Origin of the sequence: Halalkalibaculum roseum, assembly GCF_011059145.1 — a bacterium.
Classification (GTDB): Bacteria; Bacteroidota; Rhodothermia; order Balneolales; family Balneolaceae; genus Halalkalibaculum; species Halalkalibaculum roseum.
Genome location: NZ_JAALLT010000003.1, coordinates 785,503 through 803,884 on the forward strand (window position 1 = coordinate 785,503; position 18,382 = coordinate 803,884).

Annotated in this window: 10 protein-coding genes; 6 read left to right on the plus strand and 4 right to left on the minus strand. The window is 44.0% G+C overall.

Annotated elements, in window-relative coordinates; translation table 11 throughout:
- Positions 1-11: 11 nt before the first annotated feature.
- From G3570_RS11880 to G3570_RS11890, 3 genes are all read left to right on the plus strand, one after another.
- Positions 12-3,287 carry an efflux RND transporter permease subunit gene (locus G3570_RS11880; protein ID WP_165142544.1) on the plus strand — a complete coding sequence of 1,092 codons (3,276 nt, stop codon included), beginning with the start codon at positions 12-14 and terminating at the stop codon, positions 3,285-3,287.
- A 132-nt stretch (positions 3,288-3,419) separates the two neighbouring features.
- On the plus strand, positions 3,420-6,503 hold the full coding sequence (locus G3570_RS11885) for an efflux RND transporter permease subunit (protein WP_165142546.1): 3,084 nt from the start codon (positions 3,420-3,422) through the stop codon (positions 6,501-6,503).
- Between the two features lie 410 nt (positions 6,504-6,913).
- Complete coding sequence (locus tag G3570_RS11890; RefSeq protein ID WP_165142548.1) at positions 6,914-7,435, plus strand: hypothetical protein; 522 nt, start codon at positions 6,914-6,916, stop codon at positions 7,433-7,435.
- A gap of 170 nt (positions 7,436-7,605) precedes the next feature.
- Here G3570_RS11890 and G3570_RS11895 read toward each other — a convergent pair whose 3' ends face one another.
- The 4 genes from G3570_RS11895 to G3570_RS11910 all read right to left on the minus strand — a co-directional run bounded on the left by G3570_RS11895 (position 7,606) and on the right by G3570_RS11910 (position 15,010).
- Complete coding sequence (locus G3570_RS11895) at positions 7,606-8,973, minus strand: SusD/RagB family nutrient-binding outer membrane lipoprotein (protein WP_165142550.1); 1,368 nt, start codon at positions 8,971-8,973, stop codon at positions 7,606-7,608.
- 18 nt (positions 8,974-8,991) lie between these two features.
- Entirely contained in the window at positions 8,992-12,576 is a 3,585-nt protein-coding gene (locus G3570_RS11900) for a SusC/RagA family TonB-linked outer membrane protein (protein WP_165142552.1), read from the minus strand.
- Between the two features lie 104 nt (positions 12,577-12,680).
- Complete coding sequence (locus tag G3570_RS11905; RefSeq protein ID WP_165142554.1) at positions 12,681-14,177, minus strand: SLC13 family permease; 1,497 nt, start codon at positions 14,175-14,177, stop codon at positions 12,681-12,683.
- Positions 14,178-14,200: 23 nt separating this feature from the next.
- Positions 14,201-15,010, minus strand: a complete 810-nt coding sequence (locus tag G3570_RS11910; protein WP_165142556.1) for an SGNH/GDSL hydrolase family protein — start codon at positions 15,008-15,010, stop codon at positions 14,201-14,203.
- A 397-nt stretch (positions 15,011-15,407) separates the two neighbouring features.
- Between G3570_RS11910 and G3570_RS11915 the strand changes: the two genes are divergently transcribed.
- The 3 genes from G3570_RS11915 to add all read left to right on the plus strand — a co-directional run bounded on the left by G3570_RS11915 (position 15,408) and on the right by add (position 18,278).
- On the plus strand, positions 15,408-16,562 hold the full coding sequence (locus G3570_RS11915) for a hypothetical protein (protein WP_165142558.1): 1,155 nt from the start codon (positions 15,408-15,410) through the stop codon (positions 16,560-16,562).
- A gap of 156 nt (positions 16,563-16,718) precedes the next feature.
- Positions 16,719-17,072 (plus strand): YtxH domain-containing protein, encoded by a 354-nt coding sequence (locus G3570_RS11920; protein WP_165142560.1) that lies wholly within the window; start codon positions 16,719-16,721, stop codon positions 17,070-17,072.
- A 216-nt stretch (positions 17,073-17,288) separates the two neighbouring features.
- Entirely contained in the window at positions 17,289-18,278 is a 990-nt protein-coding gene (gene add / locus G3570_RS11925; protein ID WP_165142562.1) for an adenosine deaminase, read from the plus strand.
- The last annotated feature ends 104 nt before the right edge of the window (positions 18,279-18,382 follow it).

Sequence of the window (18,382 nt, forward strand, 5' to 3'; positions counted from 1 at the left end):
ATTTTTAGCATATGAAAGCTTTAGCAAGAAAAGCAGTTGAGCGGCCGGTAACCTTTTTGATGATCAGCCTGATTGTTATAGGCTTCGGGCTGTTCGGACTCTCAAATCTTAGGCTCAATCTCTACCCGGATGTCTCTTTTCCTACCATCACCGTGTACACCACCTATGAGGGCGTGGCACCCGAAGACATGGAAACACTCATCACCCGCCCTATTGAAGAGGCAGTAGGCAGCATTAGTGGGGTTCGCAGGGTTCGTTCCCTATCAAGCCAGGGGGCTTCTGTGGTGAAGTTGAATTTCAACTGGGGAACTGATCTGTATATTGCTGAATCGGATGTACGTAAGGAGCTCGACTTTGTGCGGCGAAGAGTACCCGATGATGCGGAACAGCCCATTGTATTTTCCTACGATCCGAACCAGGAACCTATAGTGGTATTAACCCTGACTTCATCCATCAGAAGTCCGCGTGAGCTGCGTACCATTGCCAAACAGCAGCTGGAGCAGCGCCTTGAACGTATTCCGGGCATTGCCTCCAGTGAAACTTCGGGAGGCTATGAGCGACAGATCAATATTGAGCTGAGTAATGACCAGATAAGATCGTACGGGCTTAGTATTTCCACGGTAGCCAATAAGCTCAGAGAAGAGAATATACAGGTTCCTGCCGGTGAACTCATAGAAGGTAATACGGTCTACTCTCTACGAACCATCGGAGAGTTCAAGAATGTCGATCAGATCAGGAACACCATTATCGCTGTTCGTGATGGCCAGACGCTGTTACTTGAGGATGTCGCAAAGGTGGAAGATGGGGTTGCCCAGCCCATCGGCAATGTACATGTGGACGGCGAGGATGGGGTTATTCTAAACATCTATCGTCAAAGCGATGCGAATGTGGTTACCGCTGCCAATGAGGTCATAGCGAACATTCAGGATCTGCAGAAAATCGTACCGCAGGATGTTCAAATTGATGTGCTGACAAACAAGGCCAACTTTATTGAGATGTCCATCGACAACCTGCTACTGACCGGTCTGCAGGCTGTAATCCTCGTCGTGCTCATTTTGCTGGCTTTCCTTCGCAGTTCGCGTTCTGCCCTCATTATAGCCATCTCCATTCCAATTTCTATCATTGCAACCTTCAGCATCATGGATTGGGCCGAACTGAGTCTTAACATTATTTCCCTTTCCGGGCTAACGCTTGCCGTCGGACTCGTCGTGGATGATGCGGTTGTTGTGCTTGAAAATATTTTTCGATTCAAAGAAGAAGGAGAAGACGCCAAGTCATCCTCCATATTCGGTGCACAGGAGGTTGCTGTTCCGGTCGTTATATCCACCCTAACTACCCTCGTGGTGTTTATACCTATACTCTTTGTACCGGGCATTGCCGGTTTCCTTTTCAGGGATCTGGCCCTCACCATATCCTTTGCCCTTGCGGTTTCCTCCATCGTAGCGCTATCGCTCATTCCAATGATGAGTTCACAACTGCTGAGCAAGAAAGCCGCTGAAGAGGTGTCTAAATCGTATCTCAAACGTTTGCTGGACTGGAGCCGCGGAAATGTGTACAAACGCATACTGGCTTCCCCCTTGTTGCTGCTTGGTGCACTGGTTTTTCCCCTTGTATGGCTATTTAAATTTATCAGCAAAAAGACAGGCGGATTCTTTAAAAATACTGTAGGTCCGATATTCACCAATGCCCTGGATAACCTTGAGGGATGGTACCGGAAAACATTGGACCGTTTTGTCAACAGCAGCGGAACAGTTGTCATGTCAGCCTTCGTATTGTTCATAGTAACCTTACCACTTTTCTACACACTTGGGGGAGAATTCTTTCCCCGAGTCGATGAAAATGCTTTTACCCTTGACGTTCAGCGTGAGCCTGGCGTCAGCCTGTTTGAGCTCGAGCGAACCATCACTCAGGTAGAGTCTGTAATCAACGAAGAAGTACCTGAAGCGCGACTGATAGTCTCTGATTTTGGAGATAAAGAAGGAATTGAAGGGGCCGACAATCCAGGAGGATACCAAGGGACCGTTCGGGTAGAGCTTGTGCCCCAGTCGGAAAGAGCCCGTTCGCAGGCTGCCATTGTCAGCGATCTCCTGCTTGAACTTGAAAGTATTGCAGGTGCCGAGATTAAGGAAGTACGGGAAGATCCACTGAGTCCCGAAGGAGAAAACGGACTGATTGTTCAGATATACGGATTTAACCCGCAGACTAAGCAGGAAATCTCCAATGGCGTGAAGCAGCGGCTCAGGGATATAGACGGTATTGTGAATGTTTTTAGTACTGCTGATGAAGGTCGTCCCGAGCTCAGGGTGACTATGGACCGGGAACGTATTTCACGACTCGGAATGACAACCTCGCAGGTAGCCAATGCGCTGAGCAATGCCGTCAAAGGCAATTTGGCAACCACCTATGTAGATCAGGGTATTGAGTTCGAGGTACTGGTTCAGTTGAGGCCGGGTGATAAAGCGGAAACCACTGACCTTACGAATCTCCAGGTCGAGACACCTGATGGCGGTTTTGTACCGCTGGGTAACCTGGCACGTATCGAGCGATTCAGTGGGCCGACAAATATTCTGCGTATCAACCAGGAACGTGTGACTGAGGTTACGGCCGACCTTTCGGATATCGACATGGGTACGGCAACTGCGAGAACACGCGCCAGCCTCGATCAAATCGAGTGGCCCGAAGGATACCGCTACGAGATCGCAGGTTCTGCCGAAGATCAGGCAGCTTCCTTCAACTACCTGATGATTGCATTCATGATCGCAGGTATCCTCACATATATGGTGATGGCATCACAATTCGAAAGTCTTGTCGAGCCCTTTATCATCATACTCACCATACCGCTAGCTCTGACCGGGGTTTTGGTTACGCTTTGGGCTACCGGAACCTCTATCAGTGTCACCTCCATGGTCGGGCTGATACTGCTTTCCGGTATTGTGGTCAATAACGGTATTGTGATGATTGACTATATTAAAATTCTGCAGGCCAGGGATTTATCGCGACATGAAGCAATTGTAACAGGTGCCACCCGAAGACTGCGACCTATACTGATGACTGCCTTCACAACCATATTATCCATGGTACCGCTGGCTCTGGAGATAGGTTCCGGTTCGGAAACCTGGAGCCCTATGGCTCGGACCGTGATCGGCGGACTGACGATGTCTACCCTGCTGATGTTGTTTGTAGTGCCTTGCATGTACAATATCATCAACTCACTCGTTGAAAAATTGGGCTTCGATTCGGTGCATAAGATTGATCCGATCGGTAAACAAAAACTGGCCGAGGCGTAATATGATCTTAGGTAATTACACAGAGTTTCACAGAGAAGCACCAAGAGACACTGAGGAACTCTGTGCACCTCTGTGGAATAGCTCAGGGTTAATTTCCGAACCGGGCATCGTTTTTAATACAAAGCTGTTGTTATGAAAAAATTTACCGTTGCAGGAAGAGTTTTACAAAGACCTATCACCGTGATCATGATCACGCTGATCATGATCGGTTTCGGCGCTTTTTCGCTGACGAAACTGAAGGTAACGCTCTACCCTTCCTTCAACATACCTATCCTTGCTATATCCACCGGTTATGGCAATGTAGCGCCGGAAGATATTGCCCGCATTATTGTGGACCCTATTGAGGGTGCAGTATCATCCATTGAGGGAATTGACGAGCTGGAGTCGAATATCAGCAAAGGCAGCGCCTTCATCATACTACGACTAAAAAACGGGGTTAACATCCGGAATACGGAGCTCAAGGTCAGGGAGGCTATAGGCAGGATAAGAAACGAATTACCGACCGAGGCCTCAGAGCCTGTGATATTTCAGTTCGATCCCGAAAACTTCCCCATCATGCGGCTCAGCCTTGAGGCCAGTAACCAGGGTCTTGATGATCTTCGTGAACTTGGGGTGGAGTTTATCGAACCGAGAATTGAACGCTTGCCCGGAGTAGCTTCTGCCGATACCCGCGGGGGGTTGGAGCGGAAGATCTATGTCAATGTCGACCCCATGTCGCTGGCTCAGCACAAAATGGTCCCGGCAGATATCGAAAGGGCACTGCGAAATAACAATGTAGAAGTACCGGTCGGAAGTATTATTTCCGGTACAAACAGCTATAGCGTCAGGGCGGAATCGATGTTCCAGAATGTGGAGAATATCCGCCAGACCATCATCACACGATCTGAAAACGGTATCCCGATTCGAATCAAAGATGTAGCGACGGTCGAAGACGGCTTCTCAGAAATCAATACGCTTGTCGAGATCAACGGAAAGAACAGTGTGACCCTGGAGATTCAGAAAAAGTCCGACGCCAATACGCTCGATGTAACCACTGCAGTAATTTCAGAACTCGAAAATATTAACCGGGGCTTGCCGGCAGGGGCTTCGCTGGAGGTGCTGACTAATGACGGGGAGAATATTGAAAACTCCATTTCTAACCTCACCCAGTCTGCACTTGCTGCACTCATTGTCGTTATCATTATCCTGTTTATTGTTATGGGTGGATGGCGAATTTCACTGGTGGTAGCCGCAACCATACCTGTATCGGTGACCGCAAGTTTTGCCGCAATGTATGCGGCAGGATTGACTCTTAATATCCTGACGATTACTGCCCTGGCACTTGCCATCGGATTGTTGGTAGATAATGCCATTGTGGTATCAGAAAGTATTGCACGAAAGCTGGAGGAAGAAGTACCTAAATTCCAGGCAGCACTCGAAGGCACCAATGAGGTTATCGGTGCCCTCCTGGGAGCCACGCTGACAACCCTGGGTGTATTTACACCGATAATCGGTATCTCCGGAATACAGGGGCAGTTTTTTGTAGAATTTGCAATTACTATCAGTATTGCAATCGCGATCTCATTCCTTGCGTCCATCATACTGGTGCCCGTACTATCACTGCTCATCTTAAATAAATCCGAATTTCAGAAAGACAATACTACCTCTCGCATCGTCAAAAGGATGGAGCGATGGTATTCCGTGAGCCTGAACTGGGTGATGTTTCATAAATGGACAGCCGCTGTATTTGTGGTAGCTATAATAGGCGGATCCTATGTGCTTTTCCAAACACTGGAGACGGACTTTTTCCCACAGGGAGACAGCGGATCGGTAAATGTCAGTGTTGAACTACCATCGGGTACCAAGCTGGTCAGGACAGCCGAAATTCTCAGAGATTTCAGTCAACAGCTTCAGGATATGCCTGAAGTTGAGACCGTCATCAACAATATCGGGCAAAGACGCTTCTCCTCCCAGACCAATATCGGTTCCATGAGTGTCAACCTGGTGCCTCAGAGCCAGCGGGATGTCAGCACCACGCAGTTTTCTGCCCGATTGCGTAGGCAACTGCAGGCCCCCGGTGTTGAAGTTAACATTCGCGGCGGCGGTGGCGGAGGCTTCGGCTCCTTCGGGCAGGGTATACGGTTAAGCCTGGTAGGTCCTGATGTGAATGTGCTCCAGGCCATATCTAACAAAATTGAAAATGTGATGATGCAGGATCCGGATGTAATCTCTGTAGACAATGGAAGAACCTCTCCTACACCCGAACTGCAATACATTGTGGATCGTAACCGGATCAGTAAAATGGGCAGTTCTCTGAATGAGATTGCCAACTCTCTTAAGACACAAGCACAGGGAACCCGGGTAGGGTTTTTCAGGGACAAGGGACGCGAAGTGCCCATCGAGGTTAGAGTATCCAAATCAGTCATTACTAACCGCGAACAGCTATTCGATCTCGAATTGATACAGGTCAACGACCAGCGCATTCCGGTTTCTGCGCTGGGATATTTTGAAAGTGTAAAAGGACTTGAACGCATCGAACGCCGGGATAGGCAGACCGTACTTGATGTAAATATTGAAGTTGACGGAAATGCGAATGAGTATCGTGAAGAGGTCATTAATGTCATCCAGAGAGAAGTGATACTTCCCGACGGCTACCGCTATGAATTTACAGGATCGCTCAGTGACGCCGATGAAGGATCCTCAGAAGTGCTTTGGGCTCTACTTGCAGCCATTGCCTTAACCTATATGATCATGGCTTCCCTGTTCGAGAATTTCCGGGATCCTTTTGTGATTTTCTTTACCATACCTCTGGCCTTCTTCGGGGCTCTTGCCGGACTGTTTATTTTCAATACGCCGATTGGAGCTACCGCTTTTATAGGGATTTTCATGCTGGTCGGAATCATCGTGAACAATGGTATCGTACTGGTCGATTACATGCATATTTACACAAAGAACAACCAGTTTTCCGATTCTCTATTTAATAATGTTATAGAGGCCTGCAAGAGAAGGATGCGTCCTATCTTACTGACAGCCCTTACTACCATCTGTTCCATGATTCCATTGGCCATAGGACTTGGAACAGGTTCGGAAATATGGGCACCTCTGGCACGTACCGTAATCGGTGGACTTTTCTTTGGATCCGTATTAACCCTTTATGTAGTACCTGTATTTGTTATGGGCATTAGCAAGGAAAGACGGGAGGCTATTAAAAAGCATGCCGAAGAAATGAAAGGATAAACGCCTCGCCTGCCATAGTTTATTAAGTTCTTTATGCTTTTAATGATGATAGGAACTAAAGTGTGCAATAGGTAAGGCCCCACGAATAAAATTACGGTAATTTTCCGTTTTTGATGACGCTGATTACTCTAAAAGTAAAAAGGAAGTAAACGAGTTATCAGTATGATGAACCGGATGACCAATTCAATAATGAAGGTGCCGAACAAAGTAAGCATTTTAAGACTGGTAAAAGAAGAGGGAATTTTCAGTTGAACTTCCTAATGGCTATGACATTATTACGGTAATCATTGTTTCAGGACTACAATTTATAAAACCTTGCATACATCTTATTTTCAGTCAATGAAGTAATACTTTCCTATATAGAAAACATAAGTGGAGTAGTTGCCCAAAAGTAACATAAACAGGTAAATTTGTCGCAAGAACAATTGGAACATATTAAGTTTCAAAGAATCCGGCCTCGCATTCGAGTAGAGTCAACTTTATCTCCCGATCAGATATATGAAAATATTTCTGAAAATTTGGAGAAATATAATCCAAAGATTCAGGGTACGGTGCTTCCCGGTTATGCTACTATTTCTCCAGCGGAGGCGAATCAACATTACTGGTCGCCGCAGCTTACAATCAGTATTGAGCTGAAAGAAAATGGTAGTTTGATTAGAGGACTTTATGGCCCCAAGCCACATGCATGGACCATGTTTGTCTTTTTCTATTCAATCATAGGTTTTACAACCTTAATCGTTTCAATGATTGGCCTCTCCTATTGGTCGCTTGGTAAAGATGCTTCCATTCTATGGTTCGTGCCCGCACTCACATTACTTTTCTTATCATTATATCTGGTGGCCTATCTCGGACAAAAGTTCGGTCAAAAGCAAATGATCTACCTGCATCACTTTATGGAAAAATGCTTGGGTGAACGTATAGAAGCAAAATGAAGTATTGAAATGCCGGAATTTACACAGTACCCATTAGTTTCGATTCATTTCGTATAGATACAAGGCACCGAATATAATCCAAATTAAACTAGCAGATCCATAGAATTGGTATGAATCTGCCAGTTATAACCAAAGATTTAAATAACCTTCTTAGGTTTAGTTGAACTTGATTACTGATTTACCGCTGTTGCTTCGAAAAGTCCCGGCAACGGACTGGGAGTATTCGGGTTAGCATTGGCTTCCTGTTCAGAGTATAAAAAGCGCTGAGGAATTTCAGAACCTTCAACCGGAGCTAAAGGATAATCAACCCGACGAATTAAGTTGAATGCCTCCAACCTGCTAATATATGTCAGGTAAGCTTCATCCAGTACTTCCTGAAGTATAGTAGTAGATTCGTATTCACCGCCAACAAGAAAATCAGCCAGTGTGAGATCGTCATAGTTCCCACCATATGTATTCTCATTATACTGACGTACAGCATTTAGAGCATTCAGGGCCTGTTGGTCATTATCGCGGCGAGCTTCTACTTCTGCAATGATCAGCATATTTTCAGTATAGGTTGCAAGTGGGAAAGGAGAATCGGGCTGGTATGCCCCATCTACACTGTTTGGAAGAAAATCATCGTCAGGATCATAAAAGAAAGCACTACGAGCACTTTCATCCGTCTTTGTATTATTCCGGTTATTTAACAATTCAAGTGCGTATGAGTTTTCACCGGTCATCCATCCACGATCGCTTTTAAAAGCGCTCCAGAGGTTAACATTTTCACCGGAAACTGTTCCATGTGGAATAAGAAGATCTGCACTTCCATCATTAACCATTATACCGTTTTGCGCGGCCGAAAAAGCTAGATCAAGCTGGGAAGCATCCTGGTTACTTAAGTGCATATGAAACCGTGCCTTTAGCGTATAGGCAACTGCTATCCATTCTTCAGCATCTCCTTCAAGAGTGAAAGCATCAACGCCTTCAGGAAGATCGGGTGCCCCTTCTAAGCTTTGAATTGCTTCATCAAGCTTTGCGATTACGCTTTCATATACCTGGATTTGGTTATCAAATACAGGTTGCTGGTTCCCCTCTTCGGCTTGAGCAGCTTCTTCATAAGGAATATCTCCGAACAAGGCAGCTGTGGTGCCGATGGTCATCGCTTCACTGATTTTAGCTATGGCAACCAAATTTTCTTTCCCGCTCGCTGCCGCTTTCTCCTGCACGATACGTAAGTTTGCGAGTACCCGAACATAGGGATCAAACCAAATGCTCAGAAAATCCTGAGTGGTAACCCCATAACCATATATATTTTCATACTGGTTTTCAGTGCCTACGAAATGCTGTGTCCACATATTGGCAATGCGCGATCCATATCCCTCGTGATAGACAATTTGAGCCGTCTGCGCAGCTATAAATACTTTTTCAGCAGGAGCATCGGTTGGCAAGTTTGGATCTTCCCTGTATCCGTCAACAAATGCATCGTTAACGTTGCAGGTGCTAAATGTTAATAGTAAAATAATGAGAACGAATTTATTATGTAATATAGTCTTCATATCAGTCACCCAGGCGGTTTAATAATTAACTTTCAATGAAAAAATGAAGGATCGGGTATTGGGATTATTGAAATAATCCATCCCGCGTCCGTTGCTGGTACCGGTCAGGTTGGTTTCGGGATCTACACCGCTGTAATCGGTCATTAACCAGAGATTTCTTCCCGTAGCCCTGAAATCAATCGATGACAACCCTGTGAAGCTTCTAAAACCTTCAGTGTTCAATCGATATGACAGTGAGAGTTCCCTGAGGCGTACAAATCCGCCATCTTCTACAAACTGTTCAGCAGGGCCGTCGAAATGATTACCAAGTCCGGTACGATACCACTCTTCATCGAGTGCTACCGTGGGTGCGGGTCCTCCTCCATCCCAGTCTTTGAGGTTACCTCTGAACACGTAGCCATCCACGCCGTCCTGAATGGCAGGAGTTCCAAAGTCTGATACCGGATCACCGTCGTAATTGAGGATACCGTCAGCTTGATCTGCCGGTACAAATGTTTCGTTACCTACATCCCTATGGGTTCCATAGCTGTATAGCACCCCGCGTGTACCATTCCATACATCGCCACCCTTACGGATATCAAACAGAATATTCAGGCTTACGTCTTTATAGCGAATGGTATTGCCGAAACCGGCCGACCAGTCGGGATTTGGATCACCGATGCGCCCATTTTGAGGCGCTTCTTGCGGGAATCCTATATCATCCAGTGCCAGGCTACCGTTTTCATTGCGTTCCCAGACTCCTCCCCACAAAACACCAAAAGGTTCATCTTCGGCTGCACGGGAATCAACTGATATACCATTGAGCTCGATACTCTCCACATCAGCCAGATCGGTAACAAGGCTATTGTTTTTCGACCAGTTAGCATAGGTATTCCAAGTCAGGTTACCTTGCTGCAGCCATAAAACATCTGCCTCAATCTCATAACCATCATTTTCCAAGCTTACGACATTACCCACAAATTCCCCGAATCCAGAAGAAGGGGCTATATCAACGTCCAGAATAACATTCTTACTGTTGCTATAGTAGCGGCTAAAGCTCAGTTTCAAGCGGTCGTCAAATGCTCTGAAATCGCCACCGAATTCAAATTCCTGGATTTTTTCGGGTATCAGGTTCGGATTACCAAACTCTTGAGATCGGGCAAAACCGTTTCCATATTGGCGAGATTCTATGTCTGAGCCAAAACCGGCATCCCCATAACCGGCATTAAAAAAGGTGGTAGCTGTTTCATATGCCCCGGGTTGAATGCCGGCTTCTCCATAGGATACGCGAAGCTTACCGAATGTTAAAAAAGGCATTGCATCCTGAACTGCCTCCAGATCGGTAAACTGCCATGCCAGGTTTCCGCTGGGATAGAAAAAGGTATTGTCCGCTTCCTCCCCAAATGTTGAAGCACTTTCAAATCGGCCGGTAAGCTCCAGGAAAAGCTGATCATATGCATTGAGATTTAATTTGCCGTAATAGGCCGCTGAACGCACCGTGAAATTATTTTGGCTAGACTGTATCACTTTGAAATTTTCTATATCACGAGGCACGCCTCGAAAAATCATACCCTCGGCATCATTGAAATACGAGACTCCCTCCTCATGGGTAAGATTCCAGCCCAATAGTGCAGAACCGCTTAAATTTTGATTCAACTGGTGAGATGCCCTGACTATAAGATCAGAGTTGATATCGGTGCGGCTGCGTATGTCTTCATCAAGTGTCCCTGCCGGTTCTGTAGCGTTATCCTGCGCACGGAACTCATATCGCTGATCTTCATAAAAATCGATCCCCAGTCTATGGGTAACACTCAACCAGGAATTGGGAGTAACCTCCAACTCTGTGTTACCGTAAACCCGGTTTACCTTTGAATTATTTTCATTAAACCGTACCGTCCAGTAAGGGTTATCAAATCCCGGATCAGTTACATAACCGTCGCTGGCACTAACCAATGAAGAGGTGTACTGGTCTTGGCCGATAGGATTACGAAATGAACGATGCAAATCATTAAAAGTATTGCCATTCTCATCAGTATAGTCTATCAGGAAAGGTCGATTATTAAAATCAGGTGGAGTTCGTAACATCCCCAGCATGAGTCCTGTGGTATTGCTTCCCTGCTGGATGCGGTCTGAATTGGTGCGCACGTACGATACATTTACTCCGGCGCGAAACCAGTCACTATAATTGCGATCGGCATTAACACGGAAAGAAGTCCTTTTGTAATTACTATTTTTCTCAATTACCCCATCCTGATTCAAGTTTGATATGCTTAAATAAAACCTGGAACGATCGTCACCGCCGCTAATAGAAACAGAGTTGTCAATTGCAACGCCGGTACCGAATAGTTCATTGGAATGATCAAATGTTTCGAGAGAACGCATGCCGCCATGATTATCCAGCTGGGTTCCATCGGCTGCATAGTGCCCTCCGTCGGGAATGACATATCTTACAGTTCCGTCAGGAAAGGTAGCAAAGCCTTCATAAAGATCATCCCCCGGTCCCAAATCATTATCATCAAAATATTGACCGAAATCTGTTACATATATATTTTCGCCTCCCGGCCGTTCGGAAATCTTATCGCCCCAGCTTCGTGTATCCTCCCATCTGAACTCTCCATTACGGCCTTGCCCATAATTACGCTGCAGTGGGACTGAGCGATTAACTTGATCAATTGTCAGAGATGATCCTACGGTAACATTTACAGACTCGTCGGTGCGGCTGCCTTTTTTTGTAGTTATAACTACCACGCCGTTGGCAGCCCGTGTTCCCCAAAGTGCTGCTGATGCCGGCCCTTTTAAAATTTCTAAAGAGGCAATATCATCGGGATTTAAATCATTAAGACGGGACTGTTGTATCACCCCGCCGGTACTATTGCCCTGTGTTGCGTTAGAGATAGGTACTCCGTCGACAACAATTAACGGCTGATTACCACCGATGGTTCGTGCACCTCGGATTTGAATACGCGCACCGGCACCGGGATCACCGGAGGACCGGGTGATTTGCACACCGGCAGCTTTAGCGCTTAGGCCGGTCAGCACACTCTGTTCACCCGACCGAGTCAATTGTTCTCCCCGTACTTGTGTGGTGGTTACTCCCTGTTCATCTCTATTCTCACCGAATCCCAAAGCATTGACGTATACTGCTTCCAAATTAAGAAGGTCAGGTTCTAAAGATACGTTAATGACCGTCTCTTCATTATCTTGAACCTGAACTGTCTCTGTATATTTCTTATAACCAACAAAACTTACACTCAAAGTATATGTACCTGCTTCAACCGAAGAAATAGTATATCGTCCTTCTGTATCAGTCGAAGCGCCCCTTTGTATCTCCTGCAAAACCACTGTTGTTCCAGGCAATGGTTCACCTGTTGAGGCATCAGTAACCTGTCCGGTCAATGTACCTACAAAAACTGACCGTTCTGAAAGAATGCTGCCTGTTAATTCATTAGGTTTTAAAGCAACAGAAAGATCTGCATTCTTGTCACCAATCTCGGTCTTCGTAACCTCCGTTGAATTTTTATTGTACTCGTTATGATTGGTAACCGTCTGACTAAAAACGGACCCAAAAACTATAAAACATAGAAAAACGGTAAGTGTACTTTTAAGTTGAATCTTCTTAATCATAATGGCCTCACGATTTTGAGTGTCCTTGTATTTATCATTAACTGGCTGCTGTTATTGTTTTATGGTCATAAAATGACGCGTGTATTCTTAATACTTTGGTGATATTATTCCCCTTTCCAGCTTACAGGAAAAGCCTCGGGCACAAAATCCCAGAGCCAAGGCAGTACGGTAAAACAGATTGCTGTTAGAATTAGAATTGAAATTAGATTCATCCAAACACCTGTTTTAACCATATCCGGAATTCGTAAATAACCAGAACCGAATACAACCGCATTGGGCGGAGTAGCTACCGGCAGCATGAATGCGAATGAAGCTGCTACTGTAGCACCCACCATCAACATGTAGGGATGCACATCAATGACGAGTGCAAGGGGTGCCAGGATCGGCAATATCATAGCTGTGGTAGCTAGATTAGAAGTAAGTTCAGTCAATAGATTTACAGATGTAATTAGCACAAGCAGTAATACCAGCAATGATACTCCATCCAGTAGGTTCATCTGTCCCCCCAGCCATGCAGCCAGTCCACTTGTTTGAAAACCTTGTGCCAGTGCAAGCCCTCCTCCAAATAGCAATAATATTCCCCACGGAAGTTTTACTGCCTCATCCCAGGTTATAAGCGCCCTGCTTTTTCCATTAGATGCCGGAATCAGAAATAGAGTGAAAGCTGCGGTCACAGCAATCATGGTATCATCCAGCTCGGGGATAAAGATATTCAGTACATGCGAACGGGATATCCAGGCTAATGCTGTACATATAAATACTCCGAGAACCAGCTTCTCTTCTTTAGAAATTTTTCCAAGCTTCTGGAGTTGTTTATTTATCTCTTCGCGCCCACCCGGAAATGATTCTTGCTTGAAATCAAAAGCAAAGTCGGTAAGATACTTCCAGCAAATAAAAAGCATCACGATTGAGATGGGAAGACCAAACATAATCCAACTCGAAAAGGTAATTTCAATTCCATATATCTCTTGAACTACAGATGCCAGAACCAAATTAGGCGGGGTACCTATAAGAGTTGCAAGCCCGCCAATAGATGCACTATAAGCAATAGCCAGCATCAGGGCCTTACCAAAGATTTTATTTTCATCCGCTACCGTATCGGGATTATTGCGAAGTTGTTTCACAATAGCCATACCTATTGGCAACATCATCACCGAAGTGGCGGTATTTGAAATCCACATTGATAAAAATGCGGTTGCAGTCATGAAACCAAGAATAATACTCTTGATATTGGTGCCGATAAACTTGATGATGTTCAGAGCAATTCGTCGATGCAGGTTCCACCGTTCAATAGCCAGTGCCAAAATAAACCCACCGATGTATAGAAATATGTAACGATGACCAAATGCAGCTGTGGTATCCTCGATATTCAATCCACCGGTTAGCGGAAATAACAGGATAGGAAGCAGAGAAGTAACGGCTATGGGCATTGCTTCTGAGATCCACCAAACTGCCACCCAGATGGTTGACGCCAATATGGCATTGGCCTCTTTGGATAAACCTTCAGGGTGAAAGAAAAGCAAGATCACTACAAAAAAAGTGGGACCTAGTACTAGTCCAATTGTTTTTGAATTAATATTAAAATAAGAATCGTCAATCATGGCAATTCATATAATTGTTTATTTCACTTACCGTGAATAAAAAGATTTACAACTTCTTCGGCTACCTGCTGTAAAAAAGCCGCATTTTCTTCTGAAAGAATATTCAGATACAACTTTTCCCCTGAGTAATCCTTCGATAGTAGTCTAGCAGGCAGGTTCTTTATTGATGATCCGGTAAACACTTTGTAGAAGACACATGCCGTCAGATAAGATCCGAGAGGAGAAGGATGGCTACCGTCTTCAGCATATAAATTGATGTCAGGCCGCAGTTCCCTGGCACGCTCCCATGCAAGACCGACCGGTACAACGGTTGCGCGGGTGTCCTCTGCTAATTTTTTATAGGCTTCAGTAACTGCTTCCTGCATATATGGATTCCATTCCCGAGCCCATGTCATGTATAGATACGTACGGCCATCGTTTTCGCTAATCAAATCCGCAAATTTTTTACCATAGTACATCAAGCTATCCGGGGCATCCAGGCTTCTCCTGCTATGATTCTGAAGTACCACCGCATCGAAGTCGCCATCTTTAATCAACTCTTTAGAACGGATACCTTTTTCACCTCTCCAATGCTGCCCCCAATTAGTACCTCCACTTGTACTTTGAGCTGCGTTGAGTTCAACATTTTGGCTTTTTGCAAGTGCTGAAACTTGTTGGGGTAAATTCCAAAAGTAGATGTAACTATTACCTACAAAAAGCACCTTTTCAGGAATTTGGGGCTGATGCTGTGCATTTGCATTGTAGGAAATAAACAAGAGGATCAGCAAAGATTGCATAATTTTCACAGCTACCCCATCAATGCGGTGCAGACGAAACTTTTTATTTAAAATCATATCCAACCTCTTATTCTATCCTAATTCAAACTGGACGAATTCAATAGATCTGTTATTTAATTCCTGAACTCGACTTAACCGGAAGTCACATAGCGGGGGTAGAAGCACAGTAACTGTTTCAAAAAAACTTAGAAGGTATGCTTTCATACTAAAACCGTAGTTTAGTTCAAATTCCGGTTATGTAGCTTGCAATGTGGGTTTTCAATAAATTTTCACTAATGGCAACTATTTGAAAATTTATCCTGATAATTATTGCAAGTATTTTCTTCCCACGAACTAAACGATTTTTTCCTTTTAAGCAATTATTTTAATAATGTTTAGGGTTCTTTATCTTCCTTTATCAATTTTTAAGGATTTTCAACGATTTAAACTTATTCATAAAAATCCTCTGGATTCAATGAAAGAGCATCTTTACAAGAATTTTATCGAAAAGCTGGAGCAGGTATACGGATCCTTCAATGAGAGGAGAAAAAGCTTTGAAAAGGCCAGTAATTCAAAAATTGCACGGGAATTATGTTATAGTGACTCACAATTCTCAAGGTTGATTAATGAATCTGCCAGTGAAGGAGAGTATAAAAGAGCGACTCGGAATGTAAAGAGGGTTCTTAATGAAATTAGACTGCAAGAAAAAGTTAAAGAAAGGAACAAAGATAAAGCGAATGGCAATTTATTCTTTGGGGGATTGACTGCCAAATCTATGTCTGTTGTTTTAATTTTAATTGCTGTCATATTAATAGTCTTTACTTCTGCTCGTTTGATTGGAGATACGTCATCAATTACCGAACAGATAGATAGGGACCATATGCTACAATGGATTTTTGAAAATTCCTCGGTTTCTCCCTACTTAAATCTTGATGAGCTGCCGAATGATTGTTCCTATACCTGCTACAAATACCAGGGTCAATGGAGTTTAAAAGATCCTTATAAGATTCCGGTATTTAGGGAAAGAAATGGATTTCACTATCTGGCTACAGATGTCAACCTGTATACCAGATGTAAGACGGAAGGGAGCGAAGATGGAAATATGCTGGAAGGCTATGAATATCAAAAACACGAAATATGGTACGACAAAAGAGAATTACAAATCGATTCTTTTCTGGTAAGTACTGACAAAACACAGATCAATGAATCGTATAGAAACCTTGAATTCCAAGAAGACACTAATTATGTAATGATAGCTCATGTCCACACGTTCTTTCGAAATGAATTTGAAATTAATGCTGAATCCGTTTCAAGAACCGGAAAGGTAGTTGGTCGCGATGTTGAGCTTGTACAAGATGAACAACTCTTGAAGTCTCTGCATACAACTTCACGTGTCAATGATATTAAGAATGAAATGAATAGAATTGTTACGAATCGCTTGGAAGATTTCTCACGCCCAATCTCTTGTAGAAATGCAGCCTTGGCCAATCAGGATTTTCATAGTGTAAAAGAAGAGGACACAATGAGTTTTAATTGTCAACTAACGACAGCTAATGCTCCCATAAAGTACACAAAGACTTACATTCTTGACGATCAATATATTGAAACGACCTGTCGACCTGAGATTTAACCCTATCTATTCTTACTAAATCTTCATTTTCAAAGTAGCGTTCGAAATTGCATATTGGAGTATAGAATAAACGACCTTATATTTTTGTTATAAGAATAGTAAAAGCATTGAGTTATTCGAATTAACTGATACAAAGATTAAAAAGCAGGTAGTATTATGAGTAAATCTAGAGACTTTACATTGGGACTGTTATCCGGAGCCCTGGTAGGCTCGGTTATCGCGTTACTGTATGCTCCCGACAAGGGCAGCAATACCAGGGATGTCCTTTCATACCGTTTAAGCAATTACCTGGATGAACTGACAAATCTCATCGATAAGCTTTCAGACGAAAAGGAAGCCATTTCGGATGCCAAGAAGAAAGGCGACCTGGTAGTTGAAGATGCACGACAGAGAGCAGAAGACCTGATAAGGGAAGCTGAGGATCTGCTGGGATCTATCGAGGAGACTAAGGAAAAAGCAAAGACTGAAACAGAATCTAAGTCAGAATCCGAGTCTAAGTCCAATTCCTGATTGCTGACTAATTATATTTTTAAAAGACCTCTTAGCGGAGGTCTTTTTTATTTGTATAAATAGCTGCCTTTGCATGGAATCTTTCTTCATAAACAGTTTATACGGTTTAAGTTTAGCAACGGAATAGATCGGTTTCCTGTTGGTACCCTTGTCTATCTGAATACAAAATAAATCAGCTCTTTAATTAACCTGATCTGCTAATTTTCGATAATTTTTATGGATATTAACCGGTTGCCAAAGACGGAGTTACACCTTCACCTTGATTCTTCCCTGAGTTATGAAGCCGTCAAAAAACTGGATCCCTCAATTAGCAGGCAGGATTTCCTTGATACTTTCGTAGCCCCACCCAAGTGCAATGATCTGAATGATTATCTCAAGAGAGTGGAAAAGCAGGTTGATCTGCTGCAAACCCTGCATAGTCTAAAGTTAGCTGCCGAGGGTCTTCTGGAGATGCTTGAAGAGGATAATGTGATTTATGCCGAAATTCGCTTTGCTCCGTTACTTCATATACGCAACGGCCTTAAACCGCATGATATCGTGGAAACAGTTCTGGACACCTTCAAGAATGCTGAAACCGATATTGAAATTAATCTTATTTTATGTAATCTTAGATACTTTTCTGAAAAACAAAGTTTGCAAACAGCAACTTTGGTAAAGGATTTCAGTGACCGCTCAGTAGTAGGACTAGACCTGGCCGGTGATGAAAAAGGGTTTCCCCTTGATAATCATATTGCAGCCTATCGGTTTGCGGATAAACATGACCTTCATAAGACAGCCCACGCGGGCGAAGCTTGCGGACCGGAAAGCGTAAGGGAAACGCTGGAAAAACTACATCCTACACGAATCGGACATGGTGTAAGAAGTTACGAAGATCCCAACCTGCTGGAATTACTCAAAGAGAAAAGAATTCACCTTGAAGTCTGTCCAACCAGTAATATCCAGACAAATGTGTATGATACCTATGCTGATCATACCATAGACAAACTCTTTAGTGAAGGCCTCTCCCTGAGTGTCAATACAGACGGAAGGACGACATCAAATGTCAGTTTAACGCAGGAATATAAAAAGCTTCATGAGACTTTCGGGTGGGGAGAGGAGCAGTTTTTACAGTGCAATCTAAATGCCATTGATGCTGCATTTATTACGGGTGAGAAGAAAACCGACATGATCCAGAAAATACAACATGGATATATGGGACACGGATGACACAGATTTAACGGACTATCACTGAGCCTAACATTTTAAAGATATAAAAAAGGCCTCCGCATGGAGGCCTTTTTATTGTAGTAAATTTTAAGAGATAGCTTTAG

Excerpts from the sequence above, each read along its gene's own strand:
- G3570_RS11880 (WP_165142544.1), top strand. The coding sequence starts at position 12 with ATGAAAGCTTTAGCAAGAAAAGCAGTTGAGCGGCCGGTAACCTTTTTG.
- G3570_RS11885 (WP_165142546.1), top strand. The coding sequence starts at position 3,420 with ATGAAAAAATTTACCGTTGCAGGAAGAGTTTTACAAAGACCTATCACC.
- G3570_RS11895 (WP_165142550.1), bottom strand. The coding sequence starts at position 8,973 with ATGAAGACTATATTACATAATAAATTCGTTCTCATTATTTTACTATTA.
- G3570_RS11900 (WP_165142552.1), bottom strand. The coding sequence starts at position 12,576 with ATGATTAAGAAGATTCAACTTAAAAGTACACTTACCGTTTTTCTATGT.
- G3570_RS11905 (WP_165142554.1), bottom strand. The coding sequence starts at position 14,177 with ATGATTGACGATTCTTATTTTAATATTAATTCAAAAACAATTGGACTA.
- G3570_RS11910 (WP_165142556.1), bottom strand. The coding sequence starts at position 15,010 with ATGATTTTAAATAAAAAGTTTCGTCTGCACCGCATTGATGGGGTAGCT.
- G3570_RS11915 (WP_165142558.1), top strand. The coding sequence starts at position 15,408 with ATGAAAGAGCATCTTTACAAGAATTTTATCGAAAAGCTGGAGCAGGTA.
- G3570_RS11920 (WP_165142560.1), top strand. The coding sequence starts at position 16,719 with ATGAGTAAATCTAGAGACTTTACATTGGGACTGTTATCCGGAGCCCTG.
- add (WP_165142562.1), top strand. The coding sequence starts at position 17,289 with ATGGATATTAACCGGTTGCCAAAGACGGAGTTACACCTTCACCTTGAT.